The organism is Actinoplanes italicus, from assembly GCF_003001815.1.
GTDB classification, from domain to species: Bacteria; Actinomycetota; Actinomycetes; order Mycobacteriales; family Micromonosporaceae; genus Actinoplanes; species Actinoplanes italicus.
Genome location: NZ_PVMZ01000016.1, coordinates 184,741 through 200,190, shown reverse-complemented (window position 1 = coordinate 200,190; position 15,450 = coordinate 184,741). Strand labels below are relative to the sequence as shown.

11 protein-coding genes are annotated in these 15,450 nt (G+C 70.2%); 5 read left to right on the top strand and 6 right to left on the bottom strand.

Annotation, left to right across the window (positions count from 1 at the left end):
- The first annotated feature begins 216 nt into the window (after window positions 1–216).
- Genes CLV67_RS33245 through CLV67_RS33230 form a run of 4 tightly spaced genes read left to right on the top strand, consistent with a single transcriptional unit; the run spans window position 217 to window position 4,608 of the window.
- A complete protein-coding gene (locus tag CLV67_RS33245) occupies window positions 217–1,764 on the top strand; it encodes a pectate lyase family protein (protein ID WP_106325542.1) in 1,548 nt (515 codons plus the stop codon).
- On the top strand, window positions 1,764–2,741 hold the full coding sequence (locus CLV67_RS33240) for a pectate lyase family protein (protein ID WP_106325540.1): 978 nt from the start codon (window positions 1,764–1,766) through the stop codon (window positions 2,739–2,741). Before CLV67_RS33245 ends, CLV67_RS33240 begins: the two co-directional genes overlap by 1 nt.
- Window positions 2,741–3,664 (top strand): pectate lyase family protein, encoded by a 924-nt coding sequence (locus tag CLV67_RS33235; RefSeq protein WP_106325538.1) that lies wholly within the window; start codon window positions 2,741–2,743, stop codon window positions 3,662–3,664. Before CLV67_RS33240 ends, CLV67_RS33235 begins: the two co-directional genes overlap by 1 nt.
- Complete coding sequence (locus tag CLV67_RS33230; RefSeq protein ID WP_106325536.1) at window positions 3,661–4,608, top strand: pectate lyase family protein; 948 nt, start codon at window positions 3,661–3,663, stop codon at window positions 4,606–4,608. The genes CLV67_RS33235 and CLV67_RS33230 overlap by 4 nt, the downstream gene beginning before the upstream one ends.
- On the opposite strand, the gene CLV67_RS33225 is transcribed toward CLV67_RS33230, so the two are convergent.
- Together CLV67_RS33225 and CLV67_RS33220 are read right to left on the bottom strand one after the other, a co-directional pair.
- A complete protein-coding gene (locus CLV67_RS33225; RefSeq protein ID WP_106325534.1) occupies window positions 4,533–5,792 on the bottom strand; it encodes a restriction endonuclease subunit S in 1,260 nt (419 codons plus the stop codon). The genes CLV67_RS33230 and CLV67_RS33225 overlap by 76 nt on opposite strands.
- Window positions 5,793–6,080: 288 nt before the next feature.
- A complete protein-coding gene (locus CLV67_RS33220; RefSeq protein ID WP_239166963.1) occupies window positions 6,081–7,520 on the bottom strand; it encodes a type I restriction-modification system subunit M in 1,440 nt (479 codons plus the stop codon).
- Window positions 7,521–7,732: 212 nt separating this feature from the next.
- Here CLV67_RS33220 and CLV67_RS33215 point away from each other — a divergent pair, with 212 nt between their 5' ends.
- The gene (locus CLV67_RS33215) at window positions 7,733–8,653 is read left to right on the top strand and encodes an alpha/beta fold hydrolase (RefSeq protein WP_106325532.1); all 921 of its coding nucleotides are present in this window, start codon (window positions 7,733–7,735) and stop codon (window positions 8,651–8,653) included.
- Window positions 8,654–8,957: 304 nt separating this feature from the next.
- Here the strand turns inward: CLV67_RS33215 and fxsT are convergent, their stop codons facing one another.
- Genes fxsT through CLV67_RS33195 form a run of 4 tightly spaced genes read right to left on the bottom strand, consistent with a single transcriptional unit; the run spans window position 8,958 to window position 15,439 of the window.
- Window positions 8,958–12,812 (bottom strand): FxSxx-COOH system tetratricopeptide repeat protein, encoded by a 3,855-nt coding sequence (gene fxsT, locus CLV67_RS33210; RefSeq protein ID WP_106325530.1) that lies wholly within the window; start codon window positions 12,810–12,812, stop codon window positions 8,958–8,960.
- Complete coding sequence (locus CLV67_RS33205) at window positions 12,805–13,977, bottom strand: TIR-like protein FxsC (protein WP_106325528.1); 1,173 nt, start codon at window positions 13,975–13,977, stop codon at window positions 12,805–12,807. Before CLV67_RS33205 ends, fxsT begins: the two co-directional genes overlap by 8 nt.
- A complete protein-coding gene (locus CLV67_RS33200; protein WP_170154094.1) occupies window positions 13,977–14,639 on the bottom strand; it encodes a TIR-like protein FxsC in 663 nt (220 codons plus the stop codon). The genes CLV67_RS33205 and CLV67_RS33200 overlap by 1 nt, the downstream gene beginning before the upstream one ends.
- On the bottom strand, window positions 14,636–15,439 hold the full coding sequence (locus CLV67_RS33195) for an AAC(3) family N-acetyltransferase (RefSeq protein WP_239166965.1): 804 nt from the start codon (window positions 15,437–15,439) through the stop codon (window positions 14,636–14,638). Before CLV67_RS33195 ends, CLV67_RS33200 begins: the two co-directional genes overlap by 4 nt.
- Between the last annotated feature and the right edge of the window lie 11 nt (window positions 15,440–15,450).

Genomic DNA, 15,450 nt, shown 5'->3' with positions numbered 1-15,450 from the left:
AGCGCAACCGACTCGGGGCAGCCGGGACGTGGGGGAATGCGCTTTCCTGGCGGGAACTTACGGCACCGGTCGAAGCAAGTCAATGCGTCAGGCTTCGCGGTGGGTGCACTGCAACATTTCTGCAAACGCAAAGGCATTGACGAGCCCGGATGGCAATTTTACGGTCAATTTCTGGGCGCCCCTCCCATTCCCCAGCGCCATCCCCGAGGAATCCCCATGCCAAAGATCAGATGGATCACCATCGGTGTCGCGGCCGCCGCCTCGGCCCTGCTGCTCACCGCTGTCGTCAGCGGTCCCGCCCAAGCCGAGAGCCTGTTCGGCGACACCTTCGACGACGGCAACGCCGACGGCTGGAGCCGCAACGGCGGTTCCTGGTCGGTCGTCACCGACGGCACCCCCGCATACCGGCAGTCCACGACGAGCGGCAACGCCCGCGCCCTGACCGGCAGCACCTCGTGGACCGACTACACGGTCCAGGCGCGCGTCAAGACCACCGGCACCGCCGGGGTGGCCGCCCGCGCCCAGTCCACCAGCCAGTACTACACCCTCGTCCTGACCGCCGCCGGCACCGCCCAGATCCAGCGCGTCTCCGGGGGCACGGCAACGGCACTGGCCACCGGTACGGTCTCCGCCGGCACCTCGTGGCGGACCCTGGCACTGACCGTGAGCGGCAGCACGCTGACCGGCCGGGTCGACGGCGTCCAGGTCGTCCAGGCCGCCGACGGCGCGTTCGGCTCGGGCCGGATCGGGCTGGTCACCTCCTCGGCGAGCGCCACGTTCGACGACGTCGCGGTCGACACCACCGCGCCCGGCCCCGGCCCGTCGCAGCCGTCGACCTCACCGACCCCGCCGCCGCCCGGCGGATGCGCGGTCAGCGGCACGGCCACCGGGTTCGCGTCCGGCACCACCGGCGGTGCGGGCGGCCCGACCGTCCAGGTCGACACCGCGGCCGAGCTGCTGTCGTCGATCGCCGCGTCCGGCCCGCTGACCATCTGCGTGGTCGGCACGATCACCCTGCCGGCCGGCATGTACGACGTGACCAGCAACAAGTCGATCGTCGGAGTCGGCGCCACGGCCGGGATCACCGGCGGTGGCTTCAACATCGGCCTGCCCGTCTCCGCCGTGACCACCCCGCCCGCGAACGCGGTCAACAACGTGATCATCCAGAACCTGTCGTTCCGCGGCGCCAGCGACGACTCGATCAACGTGCAGATGTTCAGCCACCACGTCTGGATCGACCACAACGACCTGGCCCAGGGCTACGACGGGCTGATCGACATCAAGCGCGGCTCGACCAGCGTGACGGTGTCGTGGAACCACACCCACCACCACACCAAGAACATGCTGCTCGGCCACGACGACTCCAACGGCGCGCAGGACACCGGGCGGCTGCGCGTGACGTACCACCACAACTGGTTCGACCGGACCCCGCAGCGCAACCCGCGCGTACGGTTCGGCGACCCGGTGCACGTCTACAACAACTACTACGTCTACAACACCGACACCGGAGTGGCCTGCCAGAACAACGCGGGTTGCGTGGTCGAGGGCAACTACTTCGAGGACGTCGAGGAGCCGGTCACCAACACGTACGCCGGACCGGCCGGCCGCTGCGTGGCGCGCAACAACGTCTTCGCCGGCGAGTCGGGCGCACCCGACTGCAGCGGGACCGTGCAGGAGCCGTCGGCGTTCTACAGCTACACCCTCGACGACCCGAACGCGGTGAAGTCGATCGTCACCGCCGGTGCGGGTGTGGGGAGGCTCTGATGCTCGCACTGGCTCTGGTGGCAGGGCTGCTGGTCGCACCGGTCCAGGCGGCCGTGGCCTCGGCGGACGGGTTCGCCTCCGTCGCCGGCCACGGCCAGGTCACCACCACCGGTGGCGCCGGTGGCCCGGCCGTCACGGTCACCACCGCACCGGCGTTCATCGAGGCCATCGCGCGGCCCGGGCCGCTGATCGTGCAGGTCTCCGGCACGATCACGCTGCCCCGGGGTTCGAACGACGGCATGTACCCGGTCACGTCCGACAAGACGATCATCGGCCTCGGTTCGACCGCGGCTCTGGTCGGCGGCGGCCTGAACATCGGCCTGCCCGTCGACGACGACCTGACCTCGCCACCGGCGAACGCCGTGCACAACGTGATCATCCGTAACCTGCGGCTCTCCGGCGCCTCCGACGACCTGATCAACGTGCAGATGTTCAGCCACCACATCTGGATCGACCACAACGACCTCTCCGACGGCGACGACGGCGCGGTCGACATCAAACGCGGCTCCGACCTGGTCACCGTCTCCTGGAACAGATTCCACGACCACGACAAGACACTGCTGCTCGGTCACGACGACGACAACGGCGCCCAGGACGCCGGGCGGCTGCGCACCACGTACCACCACAACTATTTCGACGGCTCCGACCAGCGGCATCCTCGCGTGCGGTTCGCGCCGATCGTGCACGTCTACAACAACTACTTCCGCGACAACAGTTACGGCATCGCCTCGACCAACGACGCCGGGCTGTTCGTGGAGGGCAACTACTTCTACAGCGTCAACAACCCGGGCCGCGTCGACTTCAGCGGGCCGCTCGGCCGGATGGTCCAGCGCGACAACATCCTCGTCGACTGCAACCACGCCATCGAGGTACGCGGCAGCGTCACCGACCCGCGCACCCTCTACCCCTACACCGCGGACCCGGCCTCGTCGGTGCCCACGATCGTGCCGGCCGGTGCCGGCGTCGGGAGAATCTGATGCACGGACTGCTCGCCGCACTGCTGATCACACCAGTCCTGGCGGTCGCGGCGCCGCCCGCCACGGTCGCCGACGGTTTCGCCACCGGCACCACCGGAGGCGTGGCGGGACCCACCGTCACCGTCACCACCTCGGCCCAGCTCGCGCAATATGCGGGCGCGAACACCCCGTACACCATCCTGGTCTCCGGCCGGATCTCCGCCGGCGGCATGATCACCGTGGTCGCGAACAAGAGCATCATCGGTGTCGGCGCGACCGCCGAGATCACCGGCGGCGGCCTGCAGCTGGGCACCACGACCCGGCCCGGCAACAACGTGATCATCCGCAACATCAAGTTCAGCAACGCGTCCGACGACTCGATCAGCGTCACCAACGGCGCCCACCACGTGTGGATCGACCACAACGAGTTCGGGCCCGGCTATGACGGCTCGCTCGACATCAAGCGCAAGTCCACCCAGGTCACGGTCTCCTGGAACGTGTTCCGCGGCACCGACAAGACCATGCTGCTGGGCCACTCCGACAACTACCGCGACGACATCGGCTACCTCCGCGTCAGTTACCACCACAACTGGTTCGACGGCTCCAACCAGCGGCATCCGCGGGTGCGCTTCGGTGAGCCGGTGCACGTCTACAACAACTACTACGACAACGTCGGCGCGTACGGCATCGCGTCCACCGAGAACGCCGGGGTCGTGGCCGAGGGCAACTACTTCGAGAACGTCGCCTTCCCGTGCCACTCCACCGGCGGTTACGCCGAGAGCAACCCGGGCCGCCTCGTGCAGCGGGCCAACGCGTTCGTCAACTCCGGGGTGTGCGAGGCCGGCGGCACGGTGACCGAGCCGCGCACCTTCTACTCGTACACGCTGGACCCGGCCGCGAACGTGCCGGCGCTGGTCACCGCGGGAGCAGGGGTGGGTAAATGAGAATCGTCCTCGCGGCCACGCTGGCCGCCGCATCGGTCCTGGTCGCAGCGGCTCCCGCGCAGGCGGCGCCCGTCGTCGACGGGTTCGCGTCGGTCGCCGCGCTCGGCCTCGCGACCACCACCGGCGGCATCGCCGGGCCGACCGTCACGGTCGACACCACCGACGAGCTGCTCGACGCCATCGACACGGTCGGTCACCTGACCATCCAGGTGTCCGGGACCATCGACATCACGAGCAAGCAGGGCGTACGCCCGAACAAGACGATCGTGGGCATCGGCGGCAACCCGACAATCCGTGGTGGCGGCTTCGACTTCTACAAGTCGTACAACGTGATCGTGAGGAACCTGACGTTCGTCGACGCCGAGGACGACGCGATCAACGTCGGTCAGCAGTCGCACCACATCTGGATCCACCACAACACGTTCCGCACGCCGGTCGACGGGTCGATCGACATCGTGCGCGGCTCCGACTACGTGACGGTGTCGTGGAACCACTTCGACGGCACCGACAAGAGCATGCTGATCGGGCACTCCGACGGCGCCTCCTCCACCGACGTGGGGCACCTGAAGGTCAGCATCCACCACAACTGGTTCGACGGGTCCCGGCAGCGGCATCCGAGGGTCCGCTTCGGTGAGCCGGTGCACGTCTACAACAACTACTTCAACGGCAACGAGTTGTACGGCGTCGCGTCGACCATGAACGCCGGTGTCGTCGTCGAGGGCAACGCGTTCAGCGCGGTCCCGTACCCGTGCTTCTCCACCGGCGGGTACGCCGACAGCGGCCCCGGCCGCCTCGTGCAGCGCTCCAACCAGTTCACCTCGTCCGGCACGTGCCAGGCCGGTGGCAGCGTGGCCGAACCGCGCGGCTACTACTCGTACACGCTGGACGCGGCCTCGTCGGTCCCCTCGATCGTGCAGGCGGGAGCGGGCGCCGGCAGGCTCTGACGGCCCGACATCAGTTCCGGCAGCAACACGTCCCGCAGTTCCGTCAGGGACCGGGACTCGGCCAGCAGCGCCGCGGCGTGCGCGAAGGCCGCACCGGCCCGGTCCCCGAAAACAGCCAGCGCCCGGGGACCGGGCACGGTGATCCGGAAGTCCGCGAGGTCGGCGGCGTGCACCCGCTGCCGGCCCGTGGACCCGGCCATCCGCTGGATCGCGTGAGCACGGAACCGCCCGTCTCGGGCCAGGAAGTACGGCAGCTGCGGCGGCACCCCGGGCCGGGCCCGCAGCACGATGAACTCGCCCGACCCGGCACCGGTCTCGTCGCCGGCCAGGAGGTCCACGTAGCCGGTCTTGCCGTTCTCCAGGCACGGGGTGATCCGGGCGAGCAGGGTGTCACCGTTGCGGAACCGGCTGCCGCTGCGCGGTGGCCGCCGCGACCAGGTGCGGATCGCCGCGACCCGGGTGGGCAGGGCCGCCATGTCGACGTAGGGGGCACCGGCCGGATCCGGCGGCGGAGTCCGCGGATTGAACTCGACGAGCTCGGTGACAGGCACCGTCCCGCCCACCGCCGTGACGCCGAGCGCCGCGAACTCGGCGCGCAGCAGGTCCTCGTAGGCGTTCACCACCCGCTCGTTCCCGCCGATCCGGTCGTCGAGAGCACCCAGCAGCGCCACGATCCGGCGCTGCTCATCCAGCGGCGGCACACGCAGCCGCTCGGCGCCGAGGAACCCGTCGAAGCCGAAGTTGCTGATCCCGGTCGACTGGTTCTCGTACGCCCGCACCCGCCCGGACAGATACATGTCGAGCAGGCCGTAATAGGCGTACCGCGGTTCGACCAGCGAAGTGTCGAAGCGCAGTACCCGGCAGAAACTCGCCGGGATCACCGGATGATCGAAGCCGGACAGCAACTCGGCGTCGACGAACAGGCTCCGCCCGGTCGACTGGCCGCGCGCCGCACTGCCACCGGAGATCTCCAGCAGCACGTCACCCGGCCGCAGCAGCCGCTGCGGCAGCGCCGGCCGCTTCTCCCAGCGGTGCGGCACGGCGTCGGTGCGACCGGCGCGAACCCCCGCGAAGTCGGTGCCCCGGATGACCGCCACCCGGTCGTGCCCGTCCAGCGGCCGGTCCGAGCCCCAGCCGCCCCCACGGGCGAAAGAGACCAGGTCACGGTACGGCCGGAGGCTCATCGAGGAACCTCCGTGAGAATCCCCGGCTCGAGCCGTGGGGAGGAATCGGAGTCCGTTCGGAGCATGGCTGAGGTAGCCCCTTCGCCGTCAACGCGGATGGGCGTATGGCCGGACGTTACGCCGGTTCTCGACATACCTCGTCACCTTCCTCTGGCTCGCGGCGCCGACCGTGGCGGCGAAGTAGCTGACGGTCCACATTCATAAGACATCGGATCGCCTCCCTCCAGGACGGTGACTCAGATGCAGTCTGAGCTGGGAGATCCCTCGGACTCCTCCGTGGGGATGCCGTTAGCCGAGCAGTCCGAGCTGCTCACGCAGCACCGTCTCGAGCCGCCGCGACTCGTCCAGGCGCTCGTGCAGCACCTTGGTGAGCCGGGCGACCCGGTCGGCGTGCGGCTCGTCACCCGGCCCTGTCGTGGCGGCGCCGACATAGCGGCCCGGACTGAGCGAGTGTTCCTGCGCGGCGATCTCGCCGAGTGACACCGAACGGCAGAAGCCGGGCGTGTCCTCGTACCCGATGGCCTGGAATTTCTTGAAGGTCTCCGCGATCCTCGCGATGTCGGCGCCGGTGAGCACGCGCTCGGTCCGGTCGAGCATGGTGCCGAGCCCGCGCGCGTCGACGAAGAGCACCCGGCCGCGGGTGTGCGCCGGCTTGTGGCGGGACAGGAACCAGACGCACGCCGGGATCGCCGTGGTCCGGAACAGGTTCGCCGGCAGCGCCACCATGCACGTGACCAGGTCGTCCTCGATGATCGCTCGGCGGATGGCGCCCTCACCGGCGGTCCGCGCCGACATCGAGCCGTTCGCCAGCACCACACCCGCGCTGCCACGGTCACCGAGCCGCGCGATGATGTGCTGCAGCCAGGCGAAGTTCGCGTTGCCGCGCGGAGGAACCCCGTACCGCCATCGCGGATCGTCCTCGCGCCGCGACCAGTCGCTCATGTTGAACGGCGGGTTCGCCAGCACGAAGTCGGCGCGAAGATCCGGATGCCGGTCGTCGGCGAACGTGTCCGCCCACCGGTCACCCAGCCCGTGCGGATCCATGCCGTGGATCGCCAGGTTCATCTTCGCCAGCCGCCACGTGCGCTCGTTGGCCTCCTGGCCGTGCACCGTGATGTCGCCGGTGTGCTCGCGCCCCGCCTGCACGAACATGCCACCCGACCCGCAGCAGGGGTCATAGACCCGGCCACGGTACGGCTGCAGCACCGCCACCAGCAGCTCGACCACGCCGGCCGGGGTGTAGAACTCGCCCGCGCGCTTGCCCTCGGCCCGGGCGAACCGCTCCAGGAAGAACTCGTACACCTCACCCAGGACGTCACGCGCCGCCCGCCCGTCATGGCCGGTGAACCGGGCGCCGCCGATCAGCCCGGTCAGCTCCCGCAGCCGGTCCTGGTCGACGTGGTCCCGGCCGAAGATCTTCGGCAGCACCCCGTCCAGCGCCGGGTTCGCCCGCATGATCGCGTCCATCGCCGCGTCCAGCCCGTCGCCGTCCCCGGTCAGCCGCTCCCAGCGGGCTTCCGGCGGCACCCAGAACACGTTCTCCGCGCGGTAGGCCACCGGATCGTCGCCCAGCTCGGCGTGGCGCTCGGCGAACGCGTCCGACACGTACTTGAGGAAGACCAGCCCCAGCACGAACTCCTTGAACCGGGCGGCGTCCATGGTGCCGCGCAGCTTGTCGGCCGCCCGCCACAGGATGTCCTGAAGTTGCTTCGCACTCGGTCCGGTCACTGGTGATCCGTTTCTGTCGCTCAGGACCCGTACCGTATGTCGAACCTCCGGGCGGCCCGCTACGTACTACCGTGCGGCACGGCCCGGATTTCACGCGCGGGAAATCCCGGTCGTGCCAGAATCGGGCCGTAATCGGTGGTTGTTCGTACCGTTCCGGTGACGACCGTGAATGAAATACGCTGGCATTGTCGCGGGTTGCGCGACATCGATCGATGGCAGGGGGTCGCGTGTCCCAGGACCGGGTGAGCCGACATCAGATCGAGACCCGCGACGACCGCGTCCTCACATTCGACGTCACCGGCCACCCGAACGGCTCCCCGGTGTTCCTGCTGCACGGCTCGCCCGGCAGCCGGATCGGCCCGAAACCCCGGGGCAGCGTGCTGTATCGGCTCGGCATCCAGCTGATCTGTTACGACCGGCCCGGCTACGGCGGCTCCACCCCGAAACCCAAACGCTCGGTCGCCGACGCCGCCTACGACATCGAGGACATCGCCGCAGCCCTCGGCCTGGACCGGTTCGCCGTGGTCGGCAGATCGGGCGGGGGCCCGCACGCACTCGCCGCCGCGGCGCTGCTACCCGGAAAGGTCAGCCGGGCCGCTGTGCTGGTCGGCCTGGCCCCGTCCGACGCCGAGGGCCTCGACTGGCTCAGCGGCATGACCGACGGCAACGTCCGCGAGTACGAGACCGCCGAGAACGACTGGCCCAAACACGTCGAACGGTTGCGCCTGCTGGCCGACCGGGCCCGCCGCGACCCCGAGTTCATGGTCGACAATCTGCGCCGCCAGATGACCGCCCCCGACCGTCAGGTCGTCGACGACATCGCCATCCGCAAACTGCTCACCGAGACGTACGTGGAGGCGTTCACCCAGGGCCCGTTCGGCTGGATCGACGACGTGGCCGCCTTCCGCTCCGACTGGGGCTTCCAGCTCAACGACATCCACGGTCCGGTCCTGCTGTGGCACGGCGCCGACGACAACTTCTCCCCGGTCACCCACGCCCGCTGGCTCGCCGAACGCATCCCGCACGCCGAGATCCGCGTCCAGGAGTCGACGGCTCACTTCGGTGCCGTCGAGGTCCTCCCCGAAGTCCTGAACTGGCTGGTAGCAGCCCCTGTCCCCGCCGGCCGCCACTGACACGTCGTCCCTGCCTGCCCGGTCGCCCTGCCTGCCCGGTCGCCCCCGCTCGCTCGCCCCGCCCGCAGGCGGGCGCGAGCCACCCGGAGGAAGGCCCGCTGGCCATTCCTCAGACACGGCATCACGGGGCGATTGGCTGGCTTGGCCACGGCTCGCGGCCTTCGGTCGGGGTGTAAGTCCGTCGGCTGCATCTCGGGCATGGTTTCGTGGGGCGATTGGCTGGCCGAGGTGCGGCCGACGGGCTCGGCGGAGCCAGACCGTGGAGGCGGCTCGGACTGTGGAAGCGGCTCGGACCGTGGTGGGGCTAGTACGGGTGGGGGTCGAGCGTTCGGTGCAGGTAGCGGCCCTCCTCCAGGGCAACCACCGCCGGGTGGGTCTTGCCGAGGGCGTGTGTCAGGCGGTCGCCGACGTCGCCGTCGTCGGAGGCGGACTGGCCGGCTGCCAGGCGCATCAGGGCCCGGTTCGCGGCGCAGCGCAGGGTGTCCGGGTGTTCGGGGCCGAGCACCTCGCGGTGGGTACGCAGGGTCGGCTCGATCATCTGCAGGGCGGTTCGCAGTTCGCCGGTCTCGGCGTGCAGGACGGCCACGTTCAGCTCGGCCGCCAGCGTGTACGGGTGGGTGGCGCCCAGCACCTCGCCGAGCTCCCGGGCCGCCTTGCGGGCGAACGTCAGGCCTCTGCTCAGGTCGCCCTTGGCCCGGTGCGCGGCCGCCAGGTTGTTCAGGCAGACCAGCGTGTGCGGGTGCCGCAGGCCGAGGCTGGCGCCGTAGGCGAGGCGCACCTCCTCGAGCTCGCCGATGGCGCTGTCCACCTCGCCGATGGCCTGAAGGCTGACCGCGCGGCTGAGCCGGCATGCCAGCGTGTCCGGGTGACTCGGTCCGACCCACTCGTTGAGCTGCTCGTACGCCTCCTCGAGCAGTGTGGCGGCCTGTTTCGGGCGGCCCGAACTGCCCAGCGACACGGCCCAGTTGGCCTTGGCGCTGAGCGTCCGGTACGAGGTGGGGCCGAACACCCGGTCGTGCTGGCGGTAGATCTCCTCGAGGAGTTCGGCGGACGCCTGGTATTCGCCGGCCTCGCGCATGTCGCGGCCCAGGTTCGTGCCGGTGCCGAGCGTACGCGGATGATCGACGCCGTTGATGCTCTTGTTCCGCTCGAACAGCTCCTGGTCACGGGCGCGCGCCCGCCGGAAGTCACCGGCCAGCCGCTGCGTGGTGGCCAGGTTGTTCAGCGCCGACAGGGTTCGCGACGAGTCCTCGCCGAAGTGGTCCACCCAGGCGGCGTAGGTGAGCTCGTCACGCTCTCTCGCCTCGGCGTAACGGCCCAGCGCCCGCAGGTCACCGCCGAGACCGCCGGCGGTCATCAGCGTGTGCGGGTGGGTGGGGCCGAGCAGCGCGGTCTGTTCGGCGAGCACCTGCTCGTCGAGGGTGCGGGCCTCTTCGTACTGGGCCATCTCTCGAAGGATGTTGGCGACGTTGAAGCGCAGATGCAGGATCTGGCGGCGCATCGACGCCGCCGAGGCCTCGTCCGAGGTGTAGCCGAGGATCTCGGTCCAGCGGCGGTCGATCTGCTCGCCGAGCTGGCGGCCCTCGGGCAGGCCGCCGTTGTACCAGAGGTACCGCACGCGGTCGATCATCAGCTGGCGGACCAGCTCGTCGTCGCAGTTGGCCGCGTCGGAGACCTCCAGGTGCGGCCACAGCATCCGGAACCGTGGCCACGAGCGGGAGTCGTCGATCTCGGTGCGCGGCCGCAGACCCGCCAGCACCAGGTGGATCTCGTGGCGTGCCTCGCGCAGTTCCTGGGTGCTCATCCGGTTGCGGACCACGTGCTGCAGCAGCCGGTGTACCTGGATCTCGCTGCGTGCGCGGTCGAGTTTCAGCAGTGCGAGCCGGTTGATGTGCTGCACCAGGGAGTGCCGGTAGAGGCGTTCGGTGACCAGCGGGTCGTAGCGGCTCAGCACCCCGGCCATCTCGTCGCTGTTGATCAGGTCGAGGGAGATCTCGGGGGCCAGCAGGGAGCACAACTGCAGCAGCCGGTACGCCGCCGCGGACCGCTTCTGCAGCAGCTCCAGAGACAGGTCCCACACCTGGTCGACGGTGCGGTCCGGGCCCTCCTGCTCGATGCGGCGCAGGTACTCGCCGACCTGCTCACCGGTCTCCGCCAGCCATGCGCCGGTGGCGGCGACCGCGATCGGCAGGTCACCGAGCGCCTCGGCGATCCGGTCGGCCTGCTCGGTCTTGATGGTGCCGACCCGTTGCCGCAGGTGGGTGATGCTCTCCCGGCGCTGGAACACGTCGATCGTCATGGACTGGGCGCGTTCGCCCCACTGGCTGTTGCGGGAGGTGACGAGCACGTGCCCGGCACCGCGCGGGATGAACGGCAGCACCTCGTCGACGTCCTCGGCGTTGTCGAAGACGACCAGCCAGCGAGCGTGCGGGGTGCCCTGCTCCAGCGCGTTGATGACCGCCTTGGCCGAGTCGAGGACGCTGGACTGGGGCAGCGGCAGGCCGAGCCGGCTGCCGAGGTCGGCCAGCTTGATGTCGATGAACGTGGTCTGCTCGGCGTCGATCCACCACACCACGTCGTACGCGTTCTTGAACCGGTGGGCGTACTCCAGTGCGACCTGGGTCTTGCCGATGCCGCCCATGCCCTGCAACGCGACCGGGGTGGTGCCGGACACGACGACCGGCCGTCCGCCGCGCAGCCGCGCTCGCAGGTCGCGCAGGTCGGTCTCGCGGCCGGTGAACCGCACGTTGCGGGCCAGCGGGTTGAACACGGCCGGCGGACGGCCCGGGTAGCGCACCCCGACCGCCTGCGGGTCGACGTCCTCCAGGGACCGCCCGACCAGCCGCAGCAGCCGTTCCATCGCCAGTTCGGCCGGCTTGCCGCTGATGAACGCGGACGTGGCAAGCGGGTACGCGGGCAGCGGCGACAGGTCCTCGACGTACACGGCCAGCGGAGGCTGTGAGCCGGTCCGGCTGCGGGGCACAACGTCGGCCGGGTCACCGGTCGAGGCGTGCGAGACCAGGGCGAGCCGTCGCCCGGACGGTTCGACGTCCGGCGTGCTGTTCGGGTCGTGCACGCGCAGGCCCGCGGCAGCGAGCACCCCGCCGACCCACTCGGCCCAGGCCAGGTCCTCGGGCGCGTACTGCAGGGTCACCTCCTCCTCGGCGAAGGAGACCTGCCGTACGAACCGGCCGGCGGTCCGCTGACGCAGGCCGTCGTCCATCGCCGGCATCGCGGTCACCTCACCCTCGGTGATGTGGGCGGTGAGCCGTTCGTACGCCGCGAGCATCGACGTGGTCTGACCGGGGATGTCGCCGAAGGTCGCGAGGATCTCCTCGTACGCGTAGAAGGGCCGGTACGGCACCTCGACCGCGTTCCAGTAGCGGTGCCGCTCGGACTGGGTCATCCCGGTCGGCAGGCCGGGGAAGCGCTGCATCGACAGGATGCGCCCGGCGTCGGCCTTCTCCTTCTCGGCCGGGTCCACCCGCATCGGCACCGGCAGCACCCGGATGTCGCGGCGGAAGCTGTTCTGCGCGACGGCGGCGGCGACCTTGGCCGCGCCGGCGATGCCCTGCTCGCTGAAGGTGAAGCAGTTGACCAGCACATCCGGCAGATGGATGGTGCAGATGTCGGCCACGTCGCTGAGCCCGGTCCGGCTGTCGATCAGCGTGTAGTCGTAGTTGTCCCGCATGTCCTGACGCAGCGCGTCCAGGAAGGCGCCACCACCGAGCTGCTCGTAGAAGTCGTCCCAGTTCATGCCGGTCAGGTTCGCGGCGTAGTCCTGGTTCTGCCGGCCCGCGGAGAGGAAGTCCAGCCGGCCGTCGCCCGGGAAGTGGTCCCAGTCGACCGAGAACGCGTACTTGCGTACCCGCGCGAAGTGCTCGTGCCAGCCGGGCCGCCGCTCGACGCTCTTGGTCGTCTGCCACTCGTAGGCGCGGACCATGTCGATCACGCCGCCGGTGGTCTCCACGGTGTCGGCCTTGACGAACGGCGCGAGGAACCGGTGCAGGCCGGGTGACTCCAGGTCCCAGTCGGCGACCAGCACCCGCTTGCCGCTGGCGGCCAGGATCCACGCCACATTGGCCAATGCCATGGTCCGTCCGGTGCCGCCCTTGAACGAGTAGAACGTCACCACTTTGCCGGGGCGCTGCTCAGTCATCGTCGCTCACTTCGAATACGCGTCGGGACGAGGTCTCCGAACCGCCGAGCCGCGGGCGGGAGTAGCCCTCCGGCGCCTGCACTGCCGCCCGCCGGAGGAAGTGGCGGCGGGCCTCACTCACCACCGACGGCATCTGGTTGTCCAACTGTTTCACATCGAGCGCACGGTACACGCGGGCCGCGCCGAGGGCCGTCAGCCGCGCCTCGGTGCGTTCGACCAGATCGGCGCCGTGGCGGGTGAAGCGCTGATCGCCGCTGTCGGCGACCACGATCGGGGTGGTCCACCGGTGCAGGTGTCCGGCCAGGACGTCGAGCGCCTCGACGCCGCCGGGCTGCCACGGGTCCACGAACACCACGCCGGGGGAGCCGTCCAGCGCCTTCAGGTCGCCGGGGCGGTCGATCACCCGCGTCGGCAGGCCGAGGCGCTGGGCGACGTTGGCGGCGTACTCGGCGATCGGGTTGTCCAGTGCCCCGCCGTACGGCTTCCAGGTCAGGGTCTCGCCGCGGGCGGCGCTCACCGCGATCACGAACGGGACCTCGGTGGACTGCAGCTCGGGGAGCGCCACCTCGTCGATCGGCACGGCCCGGCCGGCGGGCAGCCGGCGGCGCGACGTCACCTCGGCGATGCGGTGGGCGAGGCGGTCGACGACCTTGGCATAGAGATCGCGGTACGGGGTGAGCCGCCCCAGTGCACGCAGGCCGTTCTCCGCGTACTCCGGGATCCCGGCACCCAGCGGCAGCGCCGAACGCACCTCCGACTCGCGCCCACCGTCCGGGAACGGCAGCCACAGCACGGGCATCACGTGTGCCCGGGCCGCGTCCGGCTCGTCCGGCAGCACCCGCGTCAACCGGTCCAGGAAGACGGCCCGCTCCCGCATCGGCCACGACTTGATGAAGTAGCCGGGGGAGTAGAGCGGCACGAAGACCTCGGCCCGGCCCAGCTGCTCGGTCAGCCGCGCTTTCGAGTCGGTGCCCGGTGCGAGCAGGTAGTCGGCGAACCCGACGGCCGCGGGATCCTCGCCGACCAGCGCGCCGACCCGCGCCGACAGGTCGTCGAAACAGCTGCGCACCCACACGTCGGTGTCCCGGTTGCCGGAGCTGTTCAGCGGGTCGGAGTGCGCGTAACTGAGGAAGAACCGGCAGCGTGCCGTGGTCGCTGAGGTCATCACGTCCCCTCCGTGAAGCTCGTGCGCAGGCCTTCGATACCGTCCGCGACGGCCGGCTCGACCCGGTACCTGCCGTGGACACGCTGGATGTGCATCGCCAGTTTCCAGACGATCGCGTCGTAGATCGCGTTCTGCCCGGTCCGGGCCACGCCGAGCAGACCGTCGGACAGGTAACGGGCGGTCCAGTCCTCATCGGGCAACCCGGTGGGGATGAACATGTTGACCTCGGCGACCGGTTTCGGCAATGGCTGCTCGAACGGTGTCCACAGCACCGGCACGATCGCGCTCTCCGCACCCGGCGCCAGGCCGTGCCGCGACACGATCCGGCGGCGTGTGAACAGATCCCACTCCATCGCGCACCAGCGGCTGTGGAACAGGTAGGGATAGGACAGCAGAACCACCATCACCTGACAGGTGCCGATCGCCTGCAGGATCGTCTTCTGCCAGTGCTCGCCGCCGCCGCGCCCCACGTCGAGAAAGCCCGGCTCGGCACCGACCGGCGAGCCGATCAGCTCGTTGACCAGCTCACTCAGGTCGTCGAAGAGCCTGTTGACGTTGCGGTTGGCCTCCCGGGGCGGCCCGACCGAGCGGGAGCGGTCCGGACGCGAGTAGCTGAGGAAGAACACCGGTGCGCCGGGATCGTCCACTGTAGGGTCGGTCAAGTCTCGGCCTCCATCCACTGACGATTGTCAGTCAACCACCGCACCGCAAAATCGACCGCCCCGCGCAGCGGTGTCAGCAGCGCGCCGGCGCGGCCCACCGGTCCGCGGCGGGCGATCCCGGTCCGGTCCAGCGCGGCGCCGAGTGCCGCGAAATCGGTGTCGTCGTGGTCGATGCCGAGGAAATGCTCGGTCACCCGCTCGCCGGCCTTCTCGACGAAGCAGGTGTACGTCTTGCGCCGCGGCCGGGCGACGCGTTCCTCGGCCAGGTGCAGCCCGGTGCACCGCTCCCAGTCGCAGCCGATCATCAGCTCGTGCGCGCCGCGACGGTACAGCGCGCCGACCGGTGACCGTTCGCCCAGGTGACAGTCCAGGTCGTGCACCTCGGTCAGCTCGGCGGCCCGCGGCCCGACGGCGGCGAACGAGGTCTGCGGGTGCCCGCTGCGGACCGCGCCGGGAGAAAGGCGCACGTGCTCGGCGAACGCGCCCATCCCGCTGGAGGGCATGTCGGCGGTGAAACCGGGCATCGTGTCCAGGTATCGGGCGAGCCGCGGCCCGTCCATCCCACGGGTCGCGGCCCGGAACGCCGGACTGGTCGTCGAGTTGTGGGCGGTGTGCGTCGGCACCACGATCGTCGCGTCCGGGCCGGCGATCTCGCGCAGCGCCTCCAGCAGCGTCCGCGGGCCGCCGGCGGGTGGACCGACCCGGCGCAGCGACACGTGCACCACGAGATCGCCGGCCGGCACCCCGAGGGCCCGCAGGTCGGCGACCAGGTCGGCCCGGTCCGGTCTCACCCCGGCCACGCCCCGATCGG

Bases quoted from the DNA above. Each gene is read 5' to 3' on its own strand.
- CLV67_RS33205 (WP_106325528.1), bottom strand. From the start codon at position 13,977: ATGACCTCAGCGACCACGGCACGCTGCCGGTTCTTCCTCAGTTACGCG.
- CLV67_RS33230 (WP_106325536.1), top strand. From the start codon at position 3,661: ATGAGAATCGTCCTCGCGGCCACGCTGGCCGCCGCATCGGTCCTGGTC.
- CLV67_RS33240 (WP_106325540.1), top strand. From the start codon at position 1,764: ATGCTCGCACTGGCTCTGGTGGCAGGGCTGCTGGTCGCACCGGTCCAG.
- CLV67_RS33245 (WP_106325542.1), top strand. From the start codon at position 217: ATGCCAAAGATCAGATGGATCACCATCGGTGTCGCGGCCGCCGCCTCG.
- CLV67_RS33215 (WP_106325532.1), top strand. From the start codon at position 7,733: ATGGCAGGGGGTCGCGTGTCCCAGGACCGGGTGAGCCGACATCAGATC.
- CLV67_RS33235 (WP_106325538.1), top strand. From the start codon at position 2,741: ATGCACGGACTGCTCGCCGCACTGCTGATCACACCAGTCCTGGCGGTC.
- CLV67_RS33225 (WP_106325534.1), bottom strand. From the start codon at position 5,792: ATGAGCCTCCGGCCGTACCGTGACCTGGTCTCTTTCGCCCGTGGGGGC.
- fxsT (WP_106325530.1), bottom strand. From the start codon at position 12,812: ATGACTGAGCAGCGCCCCGGCAAAGTGGTGACGTTCTACTCGTTCAAG.